Source organism: Shinella sp. WSJ-2 (assembly GCF_003432075.1).
In the GTDB taxonomy this organism is placed as follows: Bacteria; Pseudomonadota; Alphaproteobacteria; order Rhizobiales; family Rhizobiaceae; genus Shinella.
Genome location: NZ_QWBU01000004.1, coordinates 114,314 through 134,622, shown reverse-complemented (window position 1 = coordinate 134,622; position 20,309 = coordinate 114,314). Strand labels below are relative to the sequence as shown.

At 64.0% G+C, this 20,309-nt stretch carries 17 protein-coding genes; 4 read left to right on the top strand and 13 right to left on the bottom strand.

The window, feature by feature from the left end; all coding sequences use genetic code 11:
• Positions 1-78: 78 nt before the first annotated feature.
• Positions 79-747, top strand: a complete 669-nt coding sequence (locus D0Y60_RS11485) for a DUF2161 domain-containing phosphodiesterase (RefSeq protein WP_117369998.1) — start codon at positions 79-81, stop codon at positions 745-747.
• A 72-nt stretch (positions 748-819) separates the two neighbouring features.
• Positions 820-1,875, top strand: a complete 1,056-nt coding sequence (locus D0Y60_RS11480; RefSeq protein WP_117369996.1) for a trifunctional transcriptional activator/DNA repair protein Ada/methylated-DNA--[protein]-cysteine S-methyltransferase — start codon at positions 820-822, stop codon at positions 1,873-1,875.
• Positions 1,876-1,882: 7 nt separating this feature from the next.
• Here D0Y60_RS11480 and D0Y60_RS11475 read toward each other — a convergent pair whose 3' ends face one another.
• The 13 genes from D0Y60_RS11475 to D0Y60_RS11415 form a co-directional block, all read right to left on the bottom strand.
• The gene (locus D0Y60_RS11475) at positions 1,883-3,427 is read right to left on the bottom strand and encodes an MDR family MFS transporter (protein ID WP_348627857.1); all 1,545 of its coding nucleotides are present in this window, start codon (positions 3,425-3,427) and stop codon (positions 1,883-1,885) included.
• A gap of 68 nt (positions 3,428-3,495) precedes the next feature.
• The gene (locus D0Y60_RS11470) at positions 3,496-4,395 is read right to left on the bottom strand and encodes a DMT family transporter (protein WP_117369992.1); all 900 of its coding nucleotides are present in this window, start codon (positions 4,393-4,395) and stop codon (positions 3,496-3,498) included.
• A 39-nt stretch (positions 4,396-4,434) separates the two neighbouring features.
• The gene (locus D0Y60_RS11465) at positions 4,435-5,781 is read right to left on the bottom strand and encodes an FAD-binding oxidoreductase (RefSeq protein ID WP_245409157.1); all 1,347 of its coding nucleotides are present in this window, start codon (positions 5,779-5,781) and stop codon (positions 4,435-4,437) included.
• 144 nt (positions 5,782-5,925) lie between these two features.
• Positions 5,926-6,315 (bottom strand): DUF983 domain-containing protein, encoded by a 390-nt coding sequence (locus D0Y60_RS11460; protein ID WP_117369990.1) that lies wholly within the window; start codon positions 6,313-6,315, stop codon positions 5,926-5,928.
• 150 nt (positions 6,316-6,465) lie between these two features.
• Positions 6,466-7,860, bottom strand: coding sequence for a PLP-dependent aminotransferase family protein (locus D0Y60_RS11455; protein ID WP_117369988.1), 1,395 nt, complete (start codon positions 7,858-7,860; stop codon positions 6,466-6,468).
• A 123-nt stretch (positions 7,861-7,983) separates the two neighbouring features.
• Positions 7,984-9,240 carry an ABC transporter permease gene (locus tag D0Y60_RS11450; protein ID WP_117369986.1) on the bottom strand — a complete coding sequence of 419 codons (1,257 nt, stop codon included), beginning with the start codon at positions 9,238-9,240 and terminating at the stop codon, positions 7,984-7,986.
• Positions 9,237-9,923 (bottom strand): ATP-binding cassette domain-containing protein, encoded by a 687-nt coding sequence (locus D0Y60_RS11445; RefSeq protein WP_117369984.1) that lies wholly within the window; start codon positions 9,921-9,923, stop codon positions 9,237-9,239. The genes D0Y60_RS11450 and D0Y60_RS11445 overlap by 4 nt, the downstream gene beginning before the upstream one ends.
• Positions 9,924-9,925: 2 nt before the next feature.
• Entirely contained in the window at positions 9,926-10,390 is a 465-nt protein-coding gene (locus tag D0Y60_RS11440) for a hypothetical protein (protein WP_117369982.1), read from the bottom strand.
• 78 nt (positions 10,391-10,468) lie between these two features.
• A complete protein-coding gene (locus D0Y60_RS11435; RefSeq protein WP_117369980.1) occupies positions 10,469-12,223 on the bottom strand; it encodes an alkaline phosphatase in 1,755 nt (584 codons plus the stop codon).
• 85 nt (positions 12,224-12,308) lie between these two features.
• Positions 12,309-12,968, bottom strand: a complete 660-nt coding sequence (locus D0Y60_RS11430; protein WP_117369978.1) for a class I SAM-dependent methyltransferase — start codon at positions 12,966-12,968, stop codon at positions 12,309-12,311.
• Between the two features lie 5 nt (positions 12,969-12,973).
• Positions 12,974-14,239 (bottom strand): DUF3419 family protein, encoded by a 1,266-nt coding sequence (locus D0Y60_RS11425; protein ID WP_117369976.1) that lies wholly within the window; start codon positions 14,237-14,239, stop codon positions 12,974-12,976.
• Positions 14,240-14,450: 211 nt separating this feature from the next.
• Positions 14,451-15,302: a sigma-70 family RNA polymerase sigma factor gene (locus D0Y60_RS11420; RefSeq protein WP_281048142.1), complete on the bottom strand. Its 852-nt coding sequence runs from the start codon at positions 15,300-15,302 to the stop codon at positions 14,451-14,453.
• Between the two features lie 213 nt (positions 15,303-15,515).
• Positions 15,516-15,821, bottom strand: a complete 306-nt coding sequence (locus tag D0Y60_RS11415) for an antibiotic biosynthesis monooxygenase family protein (RefSeq protein WP_117369972.1) — start codon at positions 15,819-15,821, stop codon at positions 15,516-15,518.
• A 218-nt stretch (positions 15,822-16,039) separates the two neighbouring features.
• Here D0Y60_RS11415 and mprF point away from each other — a divergent pair, with 218 nt between their 5' ends.
• Positions 16,040-18,640 carry a bifunctional lysylphosphatidylglycerol flippase/synthetase MprF gene (gene mprF / locus D0Y60_RS11410; RefSeq protein WP_117369970.1) on the top strand — a complete coding sequence of 867 codons (2,601 nt, stop codon included), beginning with the start codon at positions 16,040-16,042 and terminating at the stop codon, positions 18,638-18,640.
• A complete protein-coding gene (locus D0Y60_RS11405; protein WP_117369968.1) occupies positions 18,637-20,007 on the top strand; it encodes an AcvB/VirJ family lysyl-phosphatidylglycerol hydrolase in 1,371 nt (456 codons plus the stop codon). The genes mprF and D0Y60_RS11405 overlap by 4 nt, the downstream gene beginning before the upstream one ends.
• The last annotated feature ends 302 nt before the right edge of the window (positions 20,008-20,309 follow it).

The window sequence follows — 20,309 nt, the reverse complement described above, 5'->3', positions numbered from 1 at the left end:
CTTAGAGCAGCGGGAGGTGACCCGCGCGGTGTGATCGCTATAGTCGGCGGATGATTCTCCGCATCGATCTTTAGGACCATGGAAACCTCGCTCTACCTGCCCGTCAAAGGCTTCCTCGAAACGGCGGGCTATGTCGTCAAGGGCGAAATCGGCGGCTGCGATCTGGTCGGCCTCAGCGCCGACGATCCGCCCGTCGTGGTGATCTGCGAACTCAAACTCACCTTTAATCTGGAGCTCATCCTGCAGGCCGTCGATCGGGCGGCGGTTTCCGACGAGGTCTGGATTGCCGCGAAGGTTTCGGCCAAGGGACGCGGCCGAGAGGCCGACAAGCGCTATCGCGACCTCTGCCGTCGGCTCGGCATCGGCATGCTCGGCATTTCGGATGCGGGCGATGTCAGCGTCATCGTCGGCTCCGTGACGCCAATGCCGCGGACCAATCCGAAACGCCGGTCGCGGCTGATGCGCGAGCACCAGAAACGGCGGGGCGATCCGGCACTCGGCGGCAGCACGCGCACGCCTTTGATGACCGCCTATCGCCAGCAGGCGCTTGGTTGCGCGATAACGCTGGTCGATGGGCCGCTGCGGGTCCGCGATATCCGCGCCGGCGTGCCCGAGGCGGGCAAGATCTTGCAATCGAATGTCTACGGCTGGTTTGAGCGGCTCGACCGAGGCATCTACGGCCTGACGGATGCCGGCCGCGAGGCCTTGGCGCGATGGCCGCAACCGTCGCCGGAGGCGCGGGGCTAAGCCGGTCCAGCATTTTGAATAGACGCCCGATTTTCGACCGACTGCCGTCGAAAGCAGTGCTATCAGGATGTCATGCTGTTTACCCTTCCAGATCACGACACCCTCTATCAGGCGCTTGTCACCCGCGATGAACGCTATGACGGGCAAGCCTATGTCTGCGTCGCCTCTACCGGCATCTTCTGCCGCCTGACCTGCCCGGCCCGCAAGCCGCTGCCGGGCAATTGCACCTTCCGCGCGACGATCGGCGAATGCATCGAGGCGGGGTTCCGCGCCTGCAAGCGCTGCCATCCGCTACAGGCTGCCGCGAATGCCGATCCGGCGATCGGCGCCCTGTTGGCGGCGCTCGACGAGCGGCCGGATATCCGCTGGTCGGAGGAGCATGTCGAGCGGATGGGCTATGACCTTTCGACGGTCCGGCGCAGCTTCAAGCGGCAATTCGGCATGACATTCCTTGAAATGGCCCGGCAACGGCGCCTCCGCGAGGGTTTCGAGGCCCTCTCGGACGGAAGCAGCATCATTGCCGCCCAGCAGGAGGCGCGGTTCGACAGTGCCAGCGCGTTTCGCACCGCCTTTGCAAAAATCCTCGGCTGTGCACCCGCTGCGCTCAAGCAGGACGGCCTGCTGCGCGCGAGCTGGATTGCCACGCCGCTTGGCGACATGGTCGCCGTGGCCAGCGAAACCCATCTGCACTTGCTGGAATTCATCGGCCGCAAGGCGTTGCCGAAGGAGCTGCGCAAGCTGCGCGCCGCCACCAAAGATGGCATCGGCCTTGGCCGGACGCGGGTGATTGAGCAGGCAAGCGCCGAACTGGATGCCTTCTTCGCCGGCCGCTCCGCCGTCTTCGAAACGCCGCTGCACCAGGCGGGCAGTCCGTTCAGCCAGGAGGTCTGGGCCGAGCTTCGCCGCATCCCGGCCGGCACGACGCGCAGCTATGCCCAACTCGCACGGCAGATCGGATGCCCCACCGCCACGCGCGCCGTGGCGCGAGCGAACGGTGCCAACCAGATCGCGCTGATGGTGCCGTGCCACCGCGTGATCGGCGCGGATGGTGCGCTCACCGGTTATGGCGGCGGCCTTTGGCGCAAGCAGCGTTTGCTGGAGATCGAGCGCGAATACCGTTCTGTGTGAAGCGGGGTTATTCGATGATCGCGGCGATCTCGTTGTCAGCCCGGCCACGCAGCGGCTTTTCCGGCATCAGGTGAAAGAGCACCAGTGACAGGGCGGTCGCGGCGGCGCAGGCGATGAAGATATAGGTGAAGGGCAGGGCTTCCTTGGTGCTCGCGGCAACCGCCTGAATATGCTCGCCTCCGAGCGGCAGGCCGTTACTGAGCGCAATGGCCCCGAGCATGGCGACGCCCAGCGCGCCGCCGAGCGAGCGCAGGAAGGTCAGCACGCCTGTCGCGACGCCGAGATGGGCCTGATCGACGCCATTCTGCACGGAGATGGTGGCGACCGGGAAGGTCATGCCAGACCCGAAGCCGACGCCGAAGGTTAGAAGTTCCAGCGTGAAGAGCGTCGTGCGTCCCGTCAGGAAAGCCAGCGCGACGAGGCAGAGGACGCTGAAGGCGCCGCCGCCGATCGCTAGTCGCTTATAGTGCGTGAAGCGCGGAATGGTCCGTCCGCTGGTCGTCGCGCCAAAGACGGTGCCGAGCAGCAGCCCGAGCATCACGATGCCGGAGCTGCTGGCCGAAAGACCATGGAACGACTGCCCGTAAACCGGGATATAGACGGCAAGGCCGACATTGGCGGTCTGGCCGAGGAACATGGCGAGCGTGCCGTAGCGCACGATCGGATTGGCGAGAACCTCCAGCGAGATCAGCGGTTCGGCGGCGCGGCGCAGGCGGAGCGCGAATAGCGCCCAGAAGAGGGCCGAGCAGCCGAGCAGGCCGAGGATTTCCGGGGACAGCCAGGCATAGCGGCTGCCGCCCCAGTTGAGCGCCAGGAGCAGAAGTGCGGTGGCGGTGATGAGCAGGGCGGCGCCCGCGCCGTCGATGCTGTGCGCGCGGCCGACGACCGGCAGCTTCTTCAGGGGATTGTTGATGATGAGAAGTGCGGCGATGCCAAGCGGAAGGTTGACCCAGAAGATCACGGACCAGTGCAGGTGTTCGGCGAAGGTGCCGCCCATCAGCGGGCCGGCAATGCAGGCGACGGCCCAGGTGCCGGAAATCCAGGCGGCATAGCGCGCCCGTTCGCGCGGCGGGACGAGGTCGCCGATCACGATCTGCGCGAGGGCAAACAGGCCGCCACCGCCCAGGCCTTGCACCGCGCGGCCGAGGATCAGCACCAGCATGTTGGGCGCCAGCGCGCTGATCAGCGAGCCGAGAAGAAAGATGATGATGGCGCCGAAGATCGTCGGGCGGCGTCCATAGACGTCGGAGATCTTGCCATAGAGCGGCGCCATGGCGGTTGCGGTCAGAAGATAGCCGGTGACGATCCAGGGCAGGTAGTCGGCATGGCCGAGCGCCTTGCCGATCGTCGGCATAGCGGGTGCCACGATGGTCTGGTCAAGGGCAGCGAGCAGCATTGACAGGAGGACGCCCGCGATGATGACATTCTTCTCCGGCTCCGACAGGGTAATGGCCGTCGCCTGGGTTTCGTTCACGCGGGTGGTCTCATTCATTCTGGCAGTCCGATCACGGTCCATGGCCGCAGCGACCAATGCATAGTCAAAGATGGGCAGGAAGCCGGATAGTCAACCCTTGCGGCACGAGGTCGCGGCAAAAGGCTAGATTTCGCCTCGCGAAGCCGTCAGGAAACCGCGCCGTCCCTGGCGGCGATTTCCACGCGACGTTCCCAGAAGACGAGCACCAGGCTGGAGGCAACGATGAGGATCGCGCCGATGAAAACGTTCAACGCCGGAATTTCCGCCCAGATGGTATAACCATAGACAAAGGCCCAGATGAGGCCGGTATATTCGACGGGTGCCAGTGCGGAGGCCGGTGCGTAGCGAAATCCTTCATAAAGCAGGAACTGACCGAGCGTCGCGACGAGGCCAAGCCCGATCATCAGCATCCAGCCTTCCATATCCGGTGTCTTCCAGATCCAGGGGAAGGAGGCCGCGCAAGCGAGGCCGAAGAGCAGGCTGGTCGCAAACATCTGCGTCAGCGTGCTTTCGCTGCGACTGACGAGCCGGATGAGGATGGTGCTCCAGGCCCAGCAGAAGCCGGCCACTAGGCACATGGCGGCGGGTATGAGGTTCGGCGAATGCGACGGGTTGGCGGCAATCACAACGCCGACGAAGCCGCCCACGCAGGCAATCCACCGCCCGGCACCGACGGCCTCCTTAAGCACGACGATCGACAGGAAAACGGTGATGATCGGCGCGGAAAAATAGAGCGTCGTCAGCTCCGCTAGGCCGAGATAGCGCGCGGCATTGTAATAGAGCAGCCAGGCGATCAGCATCAGCGCGGCACGCAGCACCACAGTGCCGCGATAGGGGCTCTTCAGAATGGACGGGTGCCGGTAGAAGCGCAACAAGACGCCGGACACCAGCACGATCACGAGGCTGCGTATGAACAGGATCTGCGGAACCTCGTATGTTGTGACCATCCACTTCACCAGGGCATCCTGCAGGGCAAAGCAGGCATAGCCGGCAGAGGCGAGCGCAATACCCGCCAGTGGCTTCGTGTCGATCAGTCCGGAACTCATGATGGCCTCGAATGCAATCTGTTTCGTCCGCCCGGCAGACTAAAGTGCGGGTCCCAGCCGTAGAGCGCTTCCGTCGCTGAAACGGGAGAAGCGGAAGCGCTGCAGGTCGTGACCGGGGTCGTTGCCCTGGATGAGATCGGCGACGACGCGGCCGACGCCCGGGCCGATACCAAAGCCATGGCCGCTCATGCCGGTGGCCACGAACAGGCCGCCGATCGCCGCAGCGCGGTCGATGATCGGGACAACATCGGGCATGGCATCGATCATGCCGGCCCAGGTCGCCTTGAAGAGAATGGAGCCAAGCTGCGGGAACAGCGCCTTGAAATTGTGCTCGATCGACCGCAGGCCCGAGGCTTCGGGCGCGGGGTTGAGAACGCGCATCTTCTCGAACGGGCTTATCGTATCCGGTTGCCAGTCGCGCGGCGTCGACCAGCTGTCCGGGTAGGATGCGGGTGCGGCCGGTGCGTAGCGGGTGCCCAGCGGATTGGCCATCAGGGCGGGAAGATAGGTCGTCGCATGCCGAAACGCATCCGGACCTATGTAAAGCAGGCTGCTTCCGCCGGGGGCGAGCGTATAGCCGCCGTCCTGCCGTCGGCGGAAGGCTACGTTCGAGTCGGCCGCCGCACCCGAATGAATGTCCGGCAACGGCACGGTAGCAGCCACCGTTGCCCGCACGCTGAGCTGCGGAATGGAAATGCCGTGCTTGCGCAGGAAGAGGGAAGACCAGGCGCCACCAGCCACCAACACGGTGGAAGTGGCGACGCGGCCCGCTTCTGTCCAAACACCGGTGATCCGGCCGGCCGACACATCCAGGGCGCGGGCGGCACAGTTTTCAACGATCGTCACGCCGCAGCGGGCAGCGAGGCGGGCAAGGGCCGGCACCGCAAGCCATGGCTCTGCGCGCATGTCGGATGGGGTGATCATCGCCCCGGCATAGCGCTGCGTGATGCCCGTGAAGAGCTTTGCGGTTTCGCTGGAATCCAGCAGGCGGGTGTCGAGCGCATGTTCGGTGGCGATCTTCATGAAGCCACTGAACTTCGCCAGATCCTTTTCACTCCGGGCGAGATAGGTCACACCGGTCTGTGCGAGGCCGATATCCTCGCCGCATTCTTCCGCGAGTTGCTTCCAGAGCCTGCAGGCCTCGACGACGATCGGCAGCTCGTCCGCATCGCGGCCCTGCTTGCGGATCCAGCCCCAGTTTCGCGACGATTGTTCCGCCGCGATCCGCCCCTTCTCAACCAGCGTGACGGAAATATTCCGCTTTGCCAGAAAGAGGGCGGTCGCGACGCCGATGACGCCACCGCCGATGATTACCACGTCCGAGCCCTTGGGAGGCGGACCGGGGTGGAGAACGGGGTCTGTTTCGGAAAGCGGGAAGCTGAGCACGGGGCGCATTCTGGAAGGCAGGCGGGATTGATGCTTGTGTTTTGGGCGTAGCAGATAAAGCCAATCCAGACCACCGGAATCCATCAAATCGTGCGCAATCCTCCCAGCAATCTCCGTCGCGCGGGCCTTGCCATCCGGACGCAGTTAGCTTGGGTCGGGCGCCCGGCGAACCAGCTTGCCCTCTTCGGCCTTGTAAAAATACTGGCTGGCGACGAGCCAGCCCTTGAGGGGCCTGAGCGGCGGAACGCAGGTCAAAAGCATGAACGGGCCGGTCACCAGGAACTGCGTGAGCAGCGAGGCGCCGAAAGCGACTTCCAGCCACACGGCCAGCGCCACGCTAGGCACGCAGGCGAAACAGATGACAAAAAAGGCGGGGCCGTCGGCCGGATCGGCGAAGGAATAGTCGAGCCCGCAGGCCTCGCATTTCGGCGCGAGCGTCAGGAAGCCGTTGAACAGATGACCCTGGCCGCAGCGCGGGCAGCGGCCCCGGACGCCGGTCTGCATCGGGGGAAGCGCGGGATAGTCCTTGTCCATGATGTGCACCTTTCTTGATGCCATTCAATACGTTCATTTATTGCGGTAATATTGATGAATCAATCCATTCAATATGTCCAGCAGACATACTGACGCAGCCCCGCTCAAGGCCGTTCGCCTGATTTTCCAGGATGGAGCAGGATCGGCGGATTAGAAGAAAGAGCCGGCCATTTCGGGCGGGCCTTCCAGCGCATGCGCCATGAATTCGAGGGCGGTCTGGAGTTGCAGACGGCCAATCGGCCCGCCGAGGCAGACGCGGACCGCCTCGGGTGGTGTACCGTCGACGGCGAAGGCATCGCTTGCGACGGTGCCGAGGCCGGAGGCGCGCATATGGGCATTGAACGTGGAGCGCGTCCAGCCATGCGGCAAGGGCAGCCAGATGTTGAAGCTGAGTTTGTCGGCCCGGTAGCTGCCCGGCGGAAGCAGGCTCGCGACCATCGCCTGGCGGGCAGCAGCTTCCTCGCGCAGGAAGTCGAGCATGGCGTCTGCTGTACCGTCGCCGATCCAGCGGGTGGCGAGCGCAGTGGTCAGCGGTGAGGCCATGACATTACCGGACCGCATCGCACCGGCAAAGGACCAGAGGGCGCGGCCGTCTTCGGGCGCGACGATGTAGGCGAGGCGCAGGCCCGCGCCGATGCATTTCGACAGCCCGCCGATATGCCAGGTAAGATCCGGCGCAACGGCGGCGACTGGTGTGGGACCGTTCAGGGGTAGGAAGCCGTAGGCGTCATCCTCGATGATCGGCACACGATATTTTTGCGCAATGGAGGCGATATCCGTCCTCCGCGCTGTCGGCATGGTGAAGGTCAGCGGATTTTGCAGGGTCGGATTGAGGTATAGCGCCTTCGGGGTTTCCCGTTCGCAGGCCTCGGCAAACGCTTCCGGCAGGATACCATGATCGTCCATGGCAAGGCCGGCAAGCCGTAGCCGCAATTGCGCGGCTATCGAGCGCATGCCGGGATAGGTGATAGTTTCGGACAGCACCGTTTCGCCCGGTTTTGCCAGTGTGCCGAGGATGGCGAGCAGCGCCGGATGGGCGCCGGGCGTGATGAAAATGCGCTCCTGCGAGGGAGCCAGGCCGCGCCGGCCAAGCCACAGGGCGGCCGCCTCCTTGTCCATCGGCGCTCCGCCGAATGTCTGGTAGCGCAGGAGTGGCACAAGATCGGCGGCAAGCGCTGAAAAACCAGCGCGCATCCGCGCGACGAGCGCGGGATCGTCCGGTTCGGGCGGCATGTTCATAGAGGGATCGACGATGACCGCGCGGCGGGCATCCGGCTGGACTGTTTCTGTGGCGGTGCGTGCGGCGCCGGTCACGAAGGTGCCGCGGCCGACATGCGCCTGCACGAGGCCGCGCTTCTGCGCTTCGACATAGCCGCGAGCGACGGTGGTGACGTCGATGGCAAGGCGTCCGGCGAGATCGCGATGGGTCGGCAGCTTGTCGCCGGGCGAAAGCGTTCCACGGCGCAAATCCTGCTCGATCGCCTCGGCAAGCGCCATATAGAGCGGGCTGTCGCTCACGCTGAGATCGGGATGCCATGTCTTCATGCGGGAGATTCCAGGCTGCGCGAATATTGACTGTATATTGCCTGTATTCGCGCTTGTCATCCACCGGACGATGGGCAAAGCGTCGCGGGCGCACAAGCATAGTGCAAGGGAACCGGTAGCAGATCAGCTTCTCAAGGCGCGCGCCGGGCTGAGACGAAGCGTTGAGAGTGCCGGGAGGATCGATACCAGAACGGCGAGCCCGACGAACCAGAAAGCCAGCGACAGGTCTTCCCTTGCAAACTCCACCGGCATGCGGATGGCGATCGTTGCGGTGAGCGTGGCCGATATGAGATGTGCCGTGCCATAGCCGATCACCAGGCCGGCGGCGAAGCCGGCGAGGAAGAGCAGAAAGAGTTCTCCCCAGACGATGGCGACGACAGCCCGGCGCGGCGCGCCAAACGCCCGAAGCGCCCCGATCTGCCGCTGACGGGCACTGACATGCATGATGGTAACGAGCAGCACGGCGGCGATCACGATGATCTGCGTGCCGATAGCGATGGCAAGCAGCAGGCCGCGCGCATCGCCCAACGTCGCATAAAGACGGGTCAGCACCTCGGCGGGGAAGACGGCCAGAGTCGCCTCGCCGCGATATTCCTGGCGCAAGCGGTAGGCGTCGGCGATGGTTTTCGGCTTGACGAGAACGGCGGGAATACCGGGTGTCTCGACATCGAAATGCTCGTCTATCGCGGCATCGACCGAGACGTGCGCTTTGTGCTCGTGACCCTCCGGCTCGACGCTTCCATGCGTTTCGTCGCCATGGTCATGTGCGTCGTACGAAGACATGCCATGCAATTGCCAGACGGCACGGATCGGCACGAGGATCGCGCGGTCCCAGGCGGTGCCCGTCGGCGCCATGCGGCCGGTCACCGTGTAGACGATCTCGGTGTGGGTATGACCGCCTTCCTCGGCGCCACCATGCATTGGCTTGATCTCTGCACCGATCCGCTTGGGCACATCAGCGCCGATGACAGCGTCGCCGAGACTGGCGAAAGCGGCGCCCTGGGCAAGAGCAGGGGAGAGGGCGGCGATCAGCTTACTCGTCGTGCCGACGACGGGATGACCATCCGCGTAATCGCCGAAGCCGACCGGGGCGGCGAAATCGACGCGCGGGTCAACAGATAGCTTTGCCAGGACGCGGCCCGACATCAACGGCAGGGGTGAGGGCTGGAGGAACTCGGCGGAAAGGGCAAGCTGCGTCTCGCTGCCCGCCGCGCCGACCAGAAGATCGAATTTTTCCGCCGCCCGCGCGCTGCCAAGGCGCACGGCACGCTCCTGCAACGTGACGGTCACACTGAGTGCGACGGACAGCGCGATCAGGATGACGACGGCGAAGGCGCCGGCCTTGAAGCGGTTTAGATCGGCAAGGATGAAACGGATCATGCCGCGCGCACCTCCGCGCTGTCTTCGACGATGCGGCCGCCGTCGAGCGCAATGCGCCGATCGAGCCGCTCCATCAGGGCGAGGTCGTGGGTGACGACGACGAGCGTCGCGCCCTCCTGCCGGGCAAGGCGGACGATCAGTTCGGAGACGTCCTCGCCGGTACGGCGGTCGAGGCTGGCGGTCGGTTCGTCCGCGACGATCACGCCGGGTTTCGACAGCAAGGCCCGTGCCACCGCCACACGCTGCATCTCGCCGCGCGAGAGAGTTTCGATATTTTGGTGCGGTCTCGCAATGCCCGTCGTTTCGAGAAGATGTAATGCGCGCTCGCGGGCGGCCGGCGTCAGTCGACGCGAAAGACGTGCCGGCAGCATGACATTTTCGAATGCCGAGAGCCCGGAAAAGAGATGGAAATCCTGCATGACCAGTCCGATATGGGTGGCGCGGAACGCATCGCGCCGGCCGGTGGGGAGCGCGGAAATGTTCGTCTCTCCCCAGGAGACGGAGCCGCTCGTTGCGGTTTCCAGCCCCGTGATGGCGTTGACCAGCGTGCTCTTGCCGGAGCCGGAGGCGCCGGTGACGGCAAGCTGCCGGCCCGCGGGAAGGTGGAGCCGGGGAAGGGAAAGCACCGGCGTATCGAGGCCGGGAAACCGCATTTCAAGGCCGGAAATATCGAGCGCCAACATGGTCAGACCGTGTTGAAGGCTGCTTCGCGCAGCCGAAGCTGGCTGCGGAAGCCGGTTTCCGGATCGGTCCAGGCGCCGTATTCGAGCACGCCATGCACCTCGATCGGCGCATTGTACTGCACGAAGGTCTGTTTTTCCGAGAGATAGACGACGAGGATATTGTCCGGCCAGTCCGCATCCGAGGAGCAGAAGGGGCAGAGCGACATCGGGATTTCGGTGAGCACGAAGAAGTTCGCCTCGGCCTTCAGCGGCGGCGCCATAAAGCCCTTTACGGTGACATCCTCACCGTTCAGCCGTTTCACCTTGTCGGAGAATTCCAGACCCAGCACGCCGAAGCTTTTGTAGAGTTCGCCGAAGCCGAGCTTTTCGCCGGCAAGTGCCGGGCGAGCCAGCGACAGCACGGGCAGGGTCGCAAGCGCCGAGAGCATCCGCCGCCGGGTGAGAGACATGCGGTGGGTATCCGTCATGGGCCTGCTTCCTTGTTCCTTCACGATGGCATGGACAGGCGGCGCAGGGCCGCCTGTCCATTTCGGGGCAAGAAGCCCTTAGTCCTTGGCCGTGCCGAGCGCGAAGGTATCGGCGAGCACGCGATAGACGTCGCTCTGTTCCATATAGCCGCGGAATCCTTCCGAGCCGGGACCGGCCGCCTGGAGCACGATGTCGTCGACGGCATGAACGCCGCTATCCTCGTCCTTCGGAATGTTGCCCTGCACGAAGACGGCGCCGGGGACATCCTTGTATGCTTCGTTGGCGATATATTCCTTCGCCTCGTTCTGGACGGCCGGAACGAACGGGCCGTCAAGCTTCGGGCGGAAGGTCTCGTAATGGTCGGGGCCGTTGTTGGCGGCTATAAACAGACGGCGCGAGACATCGACGCGATCGGGGTAACCGTCGCCGTCCTTGTCCTCGTAGTTCGGGAAGCCGGCATTGTCGTAGGTGCCAACCTTCTCGCGCATCTCCGTACCGGGCTTTTCGTCATCGACCGTGCCGATGATGGAGACGCCGTGCGTGTGGTCGCCCGTGACAACGATCAGCGTGTCGGGGTTCTTGTCGGCGAATTCGCGGGCCACGGCGACGGCCTTGTCGAATTCGATGGTTTCGACGAGGGCGCGATCCCAATCGAGCGGGTGGCTCATCTTGTCGACCGAGGCGGCCTCGACCATCAGGAAGAAGCCTTCCGGGTTCTTGGAGAGCTTGTCAAGCGCGGCCTTGGTCATGTCGACGAGGCCCGGCTGGTTGGGGAACTTGTCGACCGTGCCCTTCTTGAGGAATTCGCGATCGAGCGTCACGTCCATGTTGCCGGTGTGGAAGAGGCCGAGCAGCTTCTCATCGTTGGCGCCGGCGGCTGCGGCCAGCTCCGTCTTGTCGATGGCAAGGGCATAGCCGGCATTCTTGAACTCGGCGATGTAGTCCTTGTCATCCTTGCGCTTGGAGCCGGGAACGTCCTTGCCCAAGAAGTAGGCCGAGCCGCCGCCGAACAGCACGTCGGGCTTGACGTCGAGCATCATGCCGACGATCTCGGCCTTGTCTGCGCGCTTGCGGGTGTGGGAGACGAGGGCGGCCGGGGTGGCGTCCTCGACCTCGGCCGTTGTGACGATGCCGACGGACTTCTTCGTCGTGCGGCGCAGCGCTTCTGCAATCGTTTCGACCTTCGGGTCGTCGAGGCTGTCGGGCGTGCGGTCGGCATAGACGCCGAGCGCGTTGACGCGCGACTTGTGGCCGGTCATGTAGGCCGAGGCCGTGTTGGCGCTGTCGGTGGCGATCGAATGCGTCGAGGAGGTGCCGATGAAGGCGACCGGCGGGATGTCGTCCATGGCGAGGCGGCCGTTTGCCTTGCCCTCGGTCATGCCCTTGGACATGATGCGCGCGCCCGTGCGGTGGGCGACGGACAGGCCGTCGGCGATCATGAAGATGATGTTCTTGGCCTTCGGCTGGGCGATGGTCTCATAGACGTCCCAGGCGACGGACTTGGCTTCGCTGCCGGCGGAAACTTCGATCTTGTATTCACCGGCGGCGGCGATCGTCAGGTCACGCAGGATGAGTGCGGAACCCAGAACCTTGTCTTCCTCGCCTTTTTCTTCGGCAACGAATTCAGCCTTCCTACCGAAAACGGCTTCGTAGTCCTGGCCGTTGACCGTGACCTTCACGTCTTCGGGCTTCACGACGGCATCGAACTCGACCTTGAAGTCGAAGGGGGAGCCGACCAGGATAGTGGCGCGGTCGAGCGGATAGACGGTGGCGGCCTGGGCGGCGCCTGCGAGCATCGTGGCCGATGCCAAAGCGAGGAGAAGTTGACGCATGGGAGTGCCTCTCTAAAGCGGTGCGTTGCCCTCTTGCGATAAGAAGCCTGCGTGACAGGCGTATTACAAGAGGGGTGTTCTTCGGTCAGTCCCTGCGGATGGTCACGAGCCAGGAGAAGCCGCGATGTAGGCGGTGTACCTTGATGGCGCCGCCATGGGTTGCGGCCAGCTGCGACGACATCTCGAACAGGTCGGCGCGCGGGGTGACGTGGTGCCAGCCGAGCCAGGTGTCCACGGCGCTCTTGAACCAGCGGGGAAGGTGCTGCATGTCGCCGAAATCGGCGACATGCAATTCTCCGCCCGGCGACAGGCCGGCGACTGCGGCTTCCATGACGCGTTGCCATTGCGGAATCATCGATACGGCATAGGAGATGAAGATGCGGTCGTAATCGGCGTGCCCGAACAGCGATTGCGGGTCGAGGTTCGCGGCATCGGCACGGGCCAGGCGCACCCGATCGTTCAGCCCGGCGCCGTCGATGGCCGCCTGAGCCGCCATCAGCATTTCCTGCGAGATGTCGATGCCGTTGAAACGGGCCTGCGGATAGAGCCGTGCGGCTTTCACGAGGTTGCGCCCCGTGCCGCAGCCGATCTCTAGAACGCAACTGCCGGGGGGCGGGTCAAGGCCGGCAATCAGCGGGTCGCGGCCGAGCAGGTAGTATTTGCGGGTGGCGTCATAGATGCCGAACCGCCGTTGCCAGCGGTAGATGCGATCCATCAGAAGGGCATGATCCGAGACGGTGTTCATCGTGCTCACCCCTTGAAGGAATAGAGGTGGAAGCCGCCATAGATCGACGACCGGTCCTTCTCGTGCAGGGCCCGCGATTCTGCCGCGTGGTAGGCCCAGCGGTCGAGAATGGCCTGCGCAACACGGCCCGGCAGCAGGCTTTCGGCCGGCGCGGTGCGGAAGATGACGCGGGCACCCGGCGTGGCGGTGCGGGTGATTTCGCTCCACAGCGCATTGAGCTGCGCATTCGTCATCCAGTCCTGCGCGTCGAGCAGAATGAAGCGATCGACTGTCTGCGGCGCCTTGGCCGCGAGGAATTCCGTCAGCGACGTGTTGGTGATGGAGATGCGGTCGGCGCGGCTGCGAACCGTTTCGAAATTCTGTCGCAGCAGATAGGGCGGCAGGGGCGCCTGTTCGTCCTTGCCGTAGCTGCGGCCGAAGGCCTGCCAGGCGAAATAGTTTTCCGAAAGCGGAAAGCCGCAGGCGAGCTTTTCGACGCGGGCGCGAAGGATTTCGGCCATGCCGTTACCGGCGCCCGACAGGGCGTCATATTGCTGCGGGGGAATGCCGAGGCCGAACAGCGAGCTCTTGCGCCCCGTTGCCCAGCGGATCAGCCGCTTGTCGAACAGCGGCGACAGCGTCTCGTCGAAGAAGCGCTTCTGGTCTTCCAGCGTGCGGGCTTCCAGGAGGCCACGCGGGTCGGCGCCATAGAGGCGGGCCATCGTATGGCCGAGGCCGATGAAGCCGCCGAGCAGGCCATGGCGGTAAAGCCTGCGGTGGAAGATGGAGATGCGGCGCCGGCCGGTCAGCGTGCGGCTTTCCCAATAGTCGCGCGTCTCCTCATCGAGATGCGGGCGAAGATGGAGTTCGTAGGCGTCAAGGTTCCGTCGGTCGTCGCCCTTGCCGTAAAAACGGTAGAAGGACTCGTAGTCGGGCAGGTGGCTGGCGGCCGTGAATTTCAGGCGGTTGAAGGCGACATGCGCTGGGTTGAGATCGACGGCCTCGATGCGGGCAGGGTCGGCGATCAGATAGGACATCGCGTTGCAGCCGCCCGAGGCGATGGTGACGATGGTGTTGCCCGGCGCGATGTTCAGCGCGGTCATGTCGACATCTGGATCTTCCCAGATCTGTGCATAGACGAGATTGCGAAACAGCCGTGAGAAGACATATTCCGAAAGGCCCGACGCTGATAACAGCGAGTTGCGCCGCACGGCCCGGTTCAGGCGCTTGCCGACCGCCTCCTTGCGCGCCGTGACGGGGGAGAGGGCGGGAGAAGCGACCGTTTCGATCATCGGGCTTGGTTCCTGAGCTGGACTGTCCTTAACCACCGCGCTGTCTTCAGACCCGCGACGCGTGTGCCTGTCATGCAACGGACATTCCCGGAGCGGAGCTGTCACATTTGCCCGACGGCATGGGGCAGCGTTTCAGCAGACTGCGATGACACGGGAATGACATCGGCTTTTCGATCCGCTGCTGTAGGCTTGGAATGGCCTACACAGGACGCTAGCCGAGCCGCACCCAGTCCACGGCCTCGAGCACATAGGGCGCGAAAAGGAAATCCCGGATCCCGGTGATTCGCTCGTCCGACCATTCGATCAAGACGAAATGGGCGGGGCTCTCCATCGTGCCGGTGCCATCGAAAACCAGCATGGCCGGCTGCCCTTCCACCGCGCCCACGGCGAAGCGCCATTTCGCCACTTCCGCATAGCGCGTGAAATAGGGGGTGATCTTCTCGCGTCCCTGCAGGTGGAGCCGATTGACCAGTTCGAGCTTCACGTCGTCGGCAAGCATGGCGCGGATCGCGTCGAAATCGCCGCTGCGGAAGAAATCGACATAGGCCGTGATCTTCCGCCGGTCGATATCGGACATCAACGGTAGTCTTGTGTCTTCCCGTTCCGACGCCAGCAGCCTGAGCGCACCGCGCCCACGCTGGAGCGCCGATTTGGCCGCCGCCGGAGAGCAGTCGGCGATATCGGCGATCTCCTCGACCGAATGTCCGAGAACGTCCTTGAGGATCACCGCGCAGCGCTGAAGCTCCGGCAACCGCAGAAAGGTCTGGAAGCCGACGGCCACGATATCGGTGCCGGGGAGAGGAGCGGCTTCGATCTCCTCGGTCAGCGGGACGACCGTGTTGCGCGCCCGGCTGCGCAGGAAGTCGAGGCTTGTATTGTGGGCGATGCGAAACAGCCACCCCTCGATGTTGTCCACCGCGACACCCTGGTTTCGCGCCTTAAGCGCCTTGAGCAGCGTGTCCTGCAGGACATCTTCGCCGCTGACGGCCGATCCCGTCATCCGCGCGCAATACCGGTGGAGGCGCGGCCGAAGTGCCTTAAGGTGTTCCTCGAACTCTTCCATATCCATTATCATCCCTGCCTGCCCGCTTTGACCACGATGTCGGTGAAGATTTTCACCAGATTGGCCGGTTGCCACAGCGCTGCTGCGATTTGCATCAGGGCACCTTCTCGTCGACGAGATACATCTGAACCCCCGAACCGTCAGACGCAAACAGCCGGCGGTGTGCGATAGATCACGACCATCTGAGCCATGGTGTTCCCCTGTCTTGATTGCCTAGCGCGCCGCACCCGACACGACCGAACCGAGAAGCGAATCCAGACTTGCCAGTTCCGCGATCCTCGGAAAATAGGCCTGCATGCGCGGATCGTTCCGCATCGCCTCCACGGCTGCCAAGGTCTCCCATTCGGAATGAATGACGACACCTGAGCCATCGGCGGCGCTGATCAGTCGGGTGGCTTTCCAGCCGTCCAGCGTGCGGATCACCGTGTCGATGTTCTCGCTGAGAAGCGCGATGAGCGCATCTTGCTTTCCCGGCCTCACCCGGAGCAGGTTGATCAAAATAAAAGGAACGTCGGTCATGGCATGTCTCCTTCAGCTTCGGATGCGCCAAGGACGATGAGGCGCATGAAAACGGATCGCGACGCGGAAGATTTTTTGGAGAGTTGGTCGAAAAGGTGCTTCGAGACGCGGACTGGATAATACGCCGCAGCCAATTGCGGCATGCCGGCGAAAGGCTGCCCGATATTTGCCACAACCTGCGCCAGTATTGCGGTCACCAAATCAAGGCTGGGCAGAACATGTCGGAAGAGAGCAGTGCGGTCGTCGATGAAGCCGGAGGGTCGCGGCTTTTCCGCCTGTTCCTGATCTACCGCCTTTATATTCTTGCGGCCGCGAGTCTCCTCGTTTTCGCCCTCGTTGCGCTGGGCATCTACCGGCTGACGGCGGAGGTGCGTTACGACGATGTGCTGGCGGCGCTTTCGGCGACTTCCTGGAGTGACATCGCGCTCGCGGCGGGGTTCACCCTGTTGAGCTTCCTGGCGCTGATCCTCTACGATGCCAATGCGCTCGATTATATCGGTCGCAAGGCGCCGTTCCCCTCGGTCGCGGTGACGGCCTTCATGGCCTACGCGGTCGGCAATACCGTCGGCTTCGGTCCCTTGAGCGGCGGGGCGATCCGGTTTCGCGCCTATTCGCGTCTTGGGCTTGCGCCGGGCGACACCGCCCGCGTCATCGCCTTCGTCACGCTCGCTTTCGGCCTCGGACTCCTGTCCGTCAGCGCGCTTGCGGCGCTCGCCGTCGCGCCGCGCGTCGCCAGCATTCTCGGTGTCGATGCGTTCTGGCTGCGCGCCGCCGCGCTCCTGATCCTCCTCGTCCTGATCGGTCTGTTCTACAGCGGCCGCAACGGGCATGTGCTGCGCTTCAAGGGGTTCGAGCTGCGGCTGCCGGACAGCCGAACCGCATCCCGGCAGTTCCTCGTCTCGGCCTTCGATATCGCTGCTGCCGCCTCGGTGCTCTATGTGCTGCTGCCCGACACCCAGGTCGGATGGCCGACCTTCCTTGCGGTCTATGCGGTGGCGATCGGCTTCGGCGTTCTGAGCCACGTTCCGGCCGGCCTCGGCGTCTTCGAGGCGGTCATCATGGCCGGGCTTTCCAATGCGATCAGCATCGACCAACTGCTCGGCAGTCTCGTGCTCTATCGCCTGATCTACTACGTGCTGCCGCTCCTGCTGGCGACCGTGCTGCTGTTGATCACCGAGATGCGACAGCTTGTGTTGCGGCCCGGTGTGGCCGAGGCGGCGCAACTCGCCGGCAAGCTGGCGCCCGCGCTGATCTCCACGCTCTCACTCTTACTCGGCGCCATGCTGATCTTTTCCAGCGTGGTGCCGACGCCTGATTCCGATCTCGATTTTCTCGCAGGCTACCTACCGCTGCCGATCGTCGAGGGCGCGCATTTCCTGTCGAGCCTGCTCGGCCTGCTGCTGCTCGTCGCGGCGCGCGGGCTTGGGCAGCGGCTGGATGGCGCCTGGTGGGTGGCGCTGGCGGGCGCCTCGGTCGCCTTCGCCTTCGCGTTCCTCAAGGCCATCGCCGTTTTCGAGGCGGGGTTGCTTGCGCTGTTCATCGTCGCGCTGCTTGCCAATGCCCGCGCCTTCGACCGGCATTCCTCTCTGCTCCGGCAGGCGCTCGGGCCGTCCTGGCTTGCGGCGATCGCCGTCATCATCGTCACCGCCACGCTCATCCTGCTCTTCGTCTATCGCGATACGGAATATGCGCATGAACTGTGGTGGCAGTTCGAATTCTCCGAGGAGGCGCCGCGCGGTCTGCGTGCCCTGCTGGGGCTTGCCATCGCGTCCTCGGCGCTCGCGCTGTTCAGCCTGCTGCGGCCGGCGCATTTCCGAACGGAAGGGCCGACGCCGGCAGAGCTGGAACGGGCGGTGGCCATCACCATGGGTCAGGATTTCGCCGATGCCAATCTCGTGCGCATGGGCGACAAGCGGCTCTTGTTCTCGCCGTCGGGCAAGTCCTACATCATGTACGGCATCCATGGCCGGTCCTGGATTGCGCTTGCCGATCCGATCGGCCTGGAGGAGGAATTCCCGGAGTTGGTCTGGCAATTCGTCGGTGCCGCACGGGCCGGCGGTGGGCGGGCGGCCTTCTACCAGATCTCGCCAATCCTGCTTTCGGCCTGTGCGGATGTGGGTCTGCGCGCCTTCAAGCTTGGGGAACTCGCCATCATCGATCTTCCGCAGTTCGAGATGAAGGGCAGCCGTTTTGCCAATCTCCGGCAATCGCACAATCGCGGCCTGCGCGACGGGCTCACCTTCACCGTCGTGCCGCCGCATGATGTCGCGGCACTTCTGCCGGCGTTGCGCGCCGTCTCCGACGGCTGGCTCGCCCATCACAATGCCAAGGAAAAGACCTTCTCGCTCGGCGCTTTCGAGGACAGCTATGTGCTTGAGCAGCCCGTCGCCGTCGTGCGGCTGGAAGACAGTATCGTCGCCTTCGCCACGCTCATGGTGACCGACACGAAGGCGGAAGCGACCGTCGACCTGATGCGCTTTGCGCCCGAGGCGCCGAAGGGCACGATGGATTTCCTCTTCGCCAGCATTCTCGACTATCTCAAGGCCGAGGGATACCGGCAGTTCAATCTCGGCATGGCGCCGCTGTCCGGCATGGCGCAGCGCGAAGCAGCTCCCGTGTGGGACCGCGTCGGCGGCGTGCTGTTCGAGCATGGTGAACGGTTTTACAATTTCAAAGGCCTGCGCGCCTTCAAATCGAAGTTCCATCCGCGCTGGGAGCCGCGCTATCTTGCGGTCTCGAATGCCACGGGCGCGGCGCTGGCCCTGATGGACGTGACCTTCCTCATCGGCGGCGGCGTCAAAGGAGTGATTTCGAAATGAAACTTTCCCGTCCTCTCGCGCTTGCCGCCCTGCTCGCCTGTGCCGCGCCCCTCATCGGCTTCGCGCAGGAGGCCGACAAAAGCTTTACGACCGGCATGATCCCCGCCGATCACATTCTCCTGCCGGATGACGCGCCGAGCGCCAGCGTCTTCCTGATCTCGGATGCGAACGGTTGGGGGGCGGACGAAGACAAGGAAGCGGATGCCCTCGTCGAAAAGGGAGCGGCCGTCGTCGGCATCGATTTTCCGTCCTATCTCAAGGCCTTGCAGGCCGATGACGGGGATTGTGTCTATATGATCTCCGACGTGGAATCGCTCGCCCATCAGGTTCAGCGGGCCGGCGGGGCAACGAGCTACAATCCACCCATCATCGCCGGTATCGGTGAGGGCGGTGCGCTGGCATTAGCGATGATCGCCCAGAGTCCCGCCGCGACGATCGGCGAGGCAATTGCGGTGGACCCCCAGGCCGGCATTCCGCTCGACAAGGTTCTCTGTACGCCTGCCTCGAAGACAAAGCTCGACGGACGCACCGTCTATGGTCTCACCGACGGCGCGCTGCCGGCGCCGGTGACGGTGCTCTTCACCGGCAATGCGCCGCAGTCGGGGCGCGATCACGTTGCAGCGTTGCAAAAGGCGCATGCCGATATCGATGTGCGGGACGAGACGGCATCCGCCGCAGACATCCTGGCCCAGACCCTTACCGATCGCATCGATGCGGCCGGCGATGCCGAGAGCCCGCTTGGCCTGCCGCTCGCCGTTCTCAAGGCAGCGCCGGCCTTTGATACGATGGCCGTGGTCTATTCGGGCGATGGCGGCTGGCGCGATATCGACAAGCAGGTGGCCGGTGCGCTGCAGCAACGCGGCATCCCCGTCGTCGGCGTGGATTCGTTGCGGTACTTCTGGTCCGAGCGCAAGCCGCAGGAGACGGCGGATGACCTGTCCCGAATCATCGAGTCCTTCCGCAAGGAATGGAACGTCAAGCACGTCCTGCTTGTCGGTTATTCCTTCGGCTCGGACATCCTGCCGGCGACCTACAACCTGCTTTCGCCCGAGGACCGCGCCCGCGTTCCACAGCTCACGCTGATGGCGCTCTCCCACCAGGTCGATTACGAGGTTTCTGTCACCGGATGGCTGGGTGTGGCAGGCGCGGGCGCGGGCGGTGACCCCGTCGATGATATCGCCAAGATCGACCCCAAACGGGTGCAGTGCATTTCCGGCACGGAGGAAGACGACGATCCATGCCCGACGCTCAAGGCTTCAGGCGTGGAATCGATCGCCATCGAGGGGGGGCATCATTTCGACGGCGATTACGAAGCTCTGGCTGATCGCATCGTCAACGGGCTCAAGGCGCGGCTTCCAGCGAACTGAACCTGCAAGGCGCAATGCCCTAAAGATTACAGATCCGTCATGCAGCAGGCTGCACCTTTCTCCGGCGCGTTTTTGGGTAACCCTTTGAACGGAAAGTCGTTCCGCGGAATTTCGCTCAGGAGAATTCCTCAATCCCGGCAATACTTTGGCAAAAATGCCGGCCGAAACTTTATTTAATTGTAACATGACCTGGGCCGATCGGCGAGCTTATAGATGGTGACAGGCTGGATGCCGCCGGCGGGAAGCAACCGCGACGCGACGACACCGGACAGCCTGCCGGGGACGGAAAATTCCCCATTTCA

Bases quoted from the DNA above. Each gene is read 5' to 3' on its own strand.
- D0Y60_RS11480 (WP_117369996.1), top strand. From the start codon at position 820: ATGCTGTTTACCCTTCCAGATCACGACACCCTCTATCAGGCGCTTGTC.
- D0Y60_RS11425 (WP_117369976.1), bottom strand. From the start codon at position 14,239: ATGATCGAAACGGTCGCTTCTCCCGCCCTCTCCCCCGTCACGGCGCGC.
- D0Y60_RS11455 (WP_117369988.1), bottom strand. From the start codon at position 7,860: ATGAAGACATGGCATCCCGATCTCAGCGTGAGCGACAGCCCGCTCTAT.
- D0Y60_RS11470 (WP_117369992.1), bottom strand. From the start codon at position 4,395: ATGAGTTCCGGACTGATCGACACGAAGCCACTGGCGGGTATTGCGCTC.
- D0Y60_RS11435 (WP_117369980.1), bottom strand. From the start codon at position 12,223: ATGCGTCAACTTCTCCTCGCTTTGGCATCGGCCACGATGCTCGCAGGC.
- mprF (WP_117369970.1), top strand. From the start codon at position 16,040: ATGTCGGAAGAGAGCAGTGCGGTCGTCGATGAAGCCGGAGGGTCGCGG.
- D0Y60_RS11430 (WP_117369978.1), bottom strand. From the start codon at position 12,968: ATGAACACCGTCTCGGATCATGCCCTTCTGATGGATCGCATCTACCGC.
- D0Y60_RS11405 (WP_117369968.1), top strand. From the start codon at position 18,637: ATGAAACTTTCCCGTCCTCTCGCGCTTGCCGCCCTGCTCGCCTGTGCC.
- D0Y60_RS11445 (WP_117369984.1), bottom strand. From the start codon at position 9,923: ATGTTGGCGCTCGATATTTCCGGCCTTGAAATGCGGTTTCCCGGCCTC.
- D0Y60_RS11450 (WP_117369986.1), bottom strand. From the start codon at position 9,240: ATGATCCGTTTCATCCTTGCCGATCTAAACCGCTTCAAGGCCGGCGCC.
- D0Y60_RS11485 (WP_117369998.1), top strand. From the start codon at position 79: ATGGAAACCTCGCTCTACCTGCCCGTCAAAGGCTTCCTCGAAACGGCG.
- D0Y60_RS11415 (WP_117369972.1), bottom strand. From the start codon at position 15,821: ATGACCGACGTTCCTTTTATTTTGATCAACCTGCTCCGGGTGAGGCCG.
- D0Y60_RS11420 (WP_281048142.1), bottom strand. From the start codon at position 15,302: ATGGAAGAGTTCGAGGAACACCTTAAGGCACTTCGGCCGCGCCTCCAC.
- D0Y60_RS11460 (WP_117369990.1), bottom strand. From the start codon at position 6,315: ATGGACAAGGACTATCCCGCGCTTCCCCCGATGCAGACCGGCGTCCGG.
- D0Y60_RS11440 (WP_117369982.1), bottom strand. From the start codon at position 10,390: ATGACGGATACCCACCGCATGTCTCTCACCCGGCGGCGGATGCTCTCG.